The organism is Pararhizobium sp. P1_E7 (genome assembly GCF_056405855.1).
In genome coordinates, this window is sequence record NZ_JBFUBH010000146.1 from 1 (window position 1) to 3,852 (window position 3,852).

A 3,852-nucleotide genomic window follows, 5' to 3' on the forward strand; every position below is an offset into this window, starting at 1 on the left:
CGCGCCGGCAGGCTCCATGCCTGGAATCGCACCAACCAGAATGCCGGCGATCGCACCGATCAGGAGTGCAGCGATCACCTGCCAGTGTGCGACTTCCTGGAAGCCGAGGATGATCGAATCCATCATAGATATTCTCCAAGCGCGTTGCCGACCCAGTCAGGGAAGAGAAGCATGATAGGGGGGAGTGGGAACCAGATGCCGAGGCCGACGCGGAAGGCGAGAACGATTGCCACGGTCACAGCGAGCCCGATAAGGCTCCACTTCGCACCCCGAAGGCCAGACATGTAATAGAGGATCTGCATGAAGAGGATGGAGGCCAACGTGAACCCAATCAGCCCTACCCCACCGATGAAGGCCAAGAAGGCGGCTGCATAGGCGAACGAGCGTCCCATCCCTGCGAAGGCTTCGTTTGCCTTCGCAGAAAATCCCGGGTTCCGGCGCAGCCTGAGACAATCTAAGACCAGTCCGCCGCCGCCGAAAAGGGCGACTATCAGCACGATGAAAGGCCAGGACCACGGCTCTTGGATCCAGCCGAGTGGACGCTTGCCTGCGACCGTCGCAAAGGGCAGAAGAATGAGCGCGAACGCTGCAAAAATCCAGAATAGGGTCCCTGCCGTGGATGCGGCTTCGGGTGTGACGTCATCCTCAAACTGCGGCGTTTCCGCATCCGCAGCCGTTGGGATGTGATCGACATGGGCAGTCATGGMGCGATATCCTGACACGTTATAGACCGAGGACGGTCGGGCTTTCCGGAGGAGGGCCCGACCGATGCGAAGACTTATTTCTTCATCTTCGAGAAGAGGTCTTTGACCGCTTCAAAATCCTTGCCGATGCGTGCCTGCGCCTCGGCTGGGCCCTGCCAATAGACCTCTGCGCCGGTTGTGGCCGAGATTTGCTTAACCTGCTCTGACATCATCGCCTTTTCCGCGATTGATCCGAGCAAATCCTTCACCTCCTGGGGCGTGCCCTTCGGGACAAAGAGACCAGACCACAGAGCAAAGGTGGGACCCGTGATCTGGTCCCGCAGCAGAGGCGCCTCAGGGAAGACAGAAATCGGCTTTTCGGTGTAGGCGGCGAGAACCTTGATGTCGTCTTTACAAGCTAGAACCAGCCCGACGGTGGAATTCATTACGTCCGCGTCACCATTCGCAAGCGTCGTGCAGTCTGTCACGTCGTAGCCGGTTTCAGTTGAAAACTTGAAACCAAGCTGACGCGCAGCCTCAAACGTTTGTTGTGCGGGGATGGTCTCGAAGCCGAAATGCGCCAGCTTGACCGAGTTCTTCTTCGCATATTCAGCCAGTTCAGCAAGATTATTGTAGGGCGCATCCTTCTTTGCGGCCAGGATAAAGGGGAAGTTCATATTGAGGCCGACGACTTCCATGTCTTCGCGCCCGAAGGGCGTGATGCCTTGAACGATGTAGCTCGTCGGTATGTCGATCAGAAAGTTGCCAACCGTGTAGCCGTCGGCGGCGGAGGTCAGCACAGATTGGGCACCTTCGACACCGTATCCGCCGGGTCGATTGACAACCTTCGCGGGGACGCCTGTCTGCTTGGTAAACTCTTCCGCTATCAGGCGCACTAGCTGATCATCGACGTCCCCCGGCGGCCAGGGTTCGATGATCGTGATAGGCCGCTCCGGGTATTCGGCGAGAACGTTTCCGACCATTCCGGTTGTCGCCATGAGCGCAACAAGAGCGCCGTTCAGGAAATTTTTCATTCGATTCCTCCAGTGGGTTGCGTGCTGTTCCATTATTATCTACGCTGTTTCAAACATGTTGCATCCGCGACTAGTTTATGTCAAGTATCTAAAATCGCGAGGATCAAAAAATGACCGAGAGCAAAGATAGACGCCCTGGTTCAACGATGAAGACGATCGACAAAGCTATGTTTTTGCTTGGCTTTTTCTCACCTGAAACACCGGAGTACCGACTGAGCGATCTTGCACGCGCAGCTGACATGGACAAGGTCACAACGATGCGGATCCTCGCCTCGCTTGTTGCCAGTGGTTTTGTTGAGCAGCACCCAGAGACCCGGCGCTATCGTCTGGGCACCGCAGTCCTGCGCCTCGCCCGCATCCGTGAAGCAAGTTTTCCGGTGATTGCGGTACTACAGCCGATACTCGAATCCCTAACCGAGGAGGTGGGGGAATCGACGCATGCATGCTTGTTCTCCGGCAAGGGCATGACGACAATCGCTATTGCCGAGCCGCACCGGTCCACGAGGGTATTTATCGATCCGGCACAGCCTCTYCCCATCCACGCCACAGCCTCCGGCCTGGTCTTTCTAGCCTACGCCGACGATGCGATCGTCAATGAAGCGCTGCGGCGCCTCAATGTCCCGACAACCTACACCGATAGCACCGTCAAGTCTGAGATCGAGCTTCGACAGCGTCTGGATAAGATCCGGAAGAATGGCTGCGCGATCTCCAGCAGGAGTTTTGAAGATGATGTCACTGGCATCGCCGCTCCCATTTTCAATTGGCACGGCAAGATCCAGGCGACGATCTCAGCGGCGTGCATCTCCACGCGCATGACACCGGAGCTGGAACGCGAAATTGAAAGTGCCGTGCTGCGGGCATCGGTGAGGGCAACGCGGGCGATGGGTGGAGAGCCGCCTAAAGCCTTTCTCATGAAGATCAGGGAGAATGYATAAATGACGCGAAGAGCACTGGTGCTGGATTTTGGAGGGGTGATATCGAAAACCCTCTTCGAGACGCATGACCTGAGCGAAAGGGCGCTCGACCTTGCCGCTGGTACTTTGACCTGGCGTGGCCCTTTTGACGTCGACACGGATCCGCTCTGGCGCGACATGCAGGCCGGCGTCATCACCGAGCGTGACTACTGGACGACGCGCGCGCGCGAGACCGGTAGGCTTGTGGGCAGGGATTGGGACACACTGCCGCCCTTCCTGACCGCCGTTCGTGGCAACGATCCATCGGAGGTCATCCGTCCCGAAGCGCTTGAAGCGATTGGCGCGGCAAAGCGTGCGGGCCATCGATTGGCCATTTTATCCAATGAACTCGATCTCTTTTATGGCCAGGAATTCCGCGCCAAGCTGCCGTTCCTCGCCGGTTTCGACTTGATCGTCGACGCCACCTATACCGAGATCCTGAAGCCCGATCCACGGGCCTTCGCCTTCATTACCGACGGACTGTCAATAGACGCCGGCGACTGCGTTTTCGTCGACGATCAGTTGAAGAACATCCGTGGCGGCGAGGCTATTGGGATGTCCTGCGTGCATTTCGATGTAACCCGCCCAGGCGCTAGCTACGAGCGCGTCCTTTCGCTTCTTTCCGCCTGAACAACACCGATTCCAAGGAGTACGATACGATGGCCGATAGCAACTTCCTGACCGAGCACAACGCCCGCCATGTCTGGCATCCAATGGCACATCCAGCAGATATGCGGGCCAATCCTCCGACGATCATTACGGGTGGAGAAGGAGCGGAAATCACGGATATAGACGGCAAGCGGTTGCTCGATGGCGTGGGAGGCCTCTGGAATGTCAACCTCGGCTATTCCTGCGATCCCGTCAAACAAGCGATTACTGCGCAACTGAACGAGTTGCCATATTACTCGGCTTTCCGCGGCACGACCAACGGGCCTCTAATCGAACTATCTGTAGCCCTTGCCGAATTTTTCGGCCCCGATGGCATGGTGCGCAGCTTCTTTACCTCTGGCGGATCCGACAGCGTTGAAACAGCACTTCGCCTTGCCCGGCAGTTCCACAAAATCAATGGCCAACCAGAGCGAACGAAATTTGTGTCGCTAAAGAAAGGCTATCACGGCACACATTTCGGCGGGGCGAGTGTCAACGGGAATCAGAATTTCCGTCGCGCCTATGAGCCGCTCC

The 3,852-nt window shown here is 57.2% G+C and carries 5 protein-coding genes; 3 read left to right on the top strand and 2 right to left on the bottom strand.

Translation table 11 applies throughout. The features are described 5' to 3' along the window. Positions 1-122: 122 nt before the first annotated feature. Both AC1D17_RS27995 and AC1D17_RS28000 read right to left on the bottom strand, forming a co-directional pair. Entirely contained in the window at positions 123-704 is a 582-nt protein-coding gene (locus AC1D17_RS27995; protein ID WP_112841514.1) for a tripartite tricarboxylate transporter TctB family protein, read from the bottom strand. Positions 705-778: 74 nt separating this feature from the next. Continuing rightward, positions 779-1,717 carry a tripartite tricarboxylate transporter substrate binding protein gene (locus AC1D17_RS28000; protein ID WP_162713034.1) on the bottom strand — a complete coding sequence of 313 codons (939 nt, stop codon included), beginning with the start codon at positions 1,715-1,717 and terminating at the stop codon, positions 779-781. Positions 1,718-1,827: 110 nt separating this feature from the next. Between AC1D17_RS28000 and AC1D17_RS28005 the strand changes: the two genes are divergently transcribed. The 3 genes from AC1D17_RS28005 to AC1D17_RS28015 form a co-directional block, all read left to right on the top strand. Then, complete coding sequence (locus AC1D17_RS28005) at positions 1,828-2,652, top strand: IclR family transcriptional regulator (protein WP_477568493.1); 825 nt, start codon at positions 1,828-1,830, stop codon at positions 2,650-2,652. After that, the gene (locus AC1D17_RS28010; RefSeq protein ID WP_112841511.1) at positions 2,653-3,300 is read left to right on the top strand and encodes an HAD-IA family hydrolase; all 648 of its coding nucleotides are present in this window, start codon (positions 2,653-2,655) and stop codon (positions 3,298-3,300) included. A 29-nt stretch (positions 3,301-3,329) separates the two neighbouring features. Then, a partial coding sequence (locus tag AC1D17_RS28015; RefSeq protein WP_477568494.1) for an aminotransferase class III-fold pyridoxal phosphate-dependent enzyme occupies positions 3,330-3,852 on the top strand: 523 nt, incomplete at its 3' end.

Bases quoted from the DNA above. Each gene is read 5' to 3' on its own strand.
- AC1D17_RS27995 (WP_112841514.1), bottom strand. From the start codon at position 704: ATGACTGCCCATGTCGATCACATCCCAACGGCTGCGGATGCGGAAACG.
- AC1D17_RS28000 (WP_162713034.1), bottom strand. From the start codon at position 1,717: ATGAAAAATTTCCTGAACGGCGCTCTTGTTGCGCTCATGGCGACAACC.
- AC1D17_RS28010 (WP_112841511.1), top strand. From the start codon at position 2,653: ATGACGCGAAGAGCACTGGTGCTGGATTTTGGAGGGGTGATATCGAAA.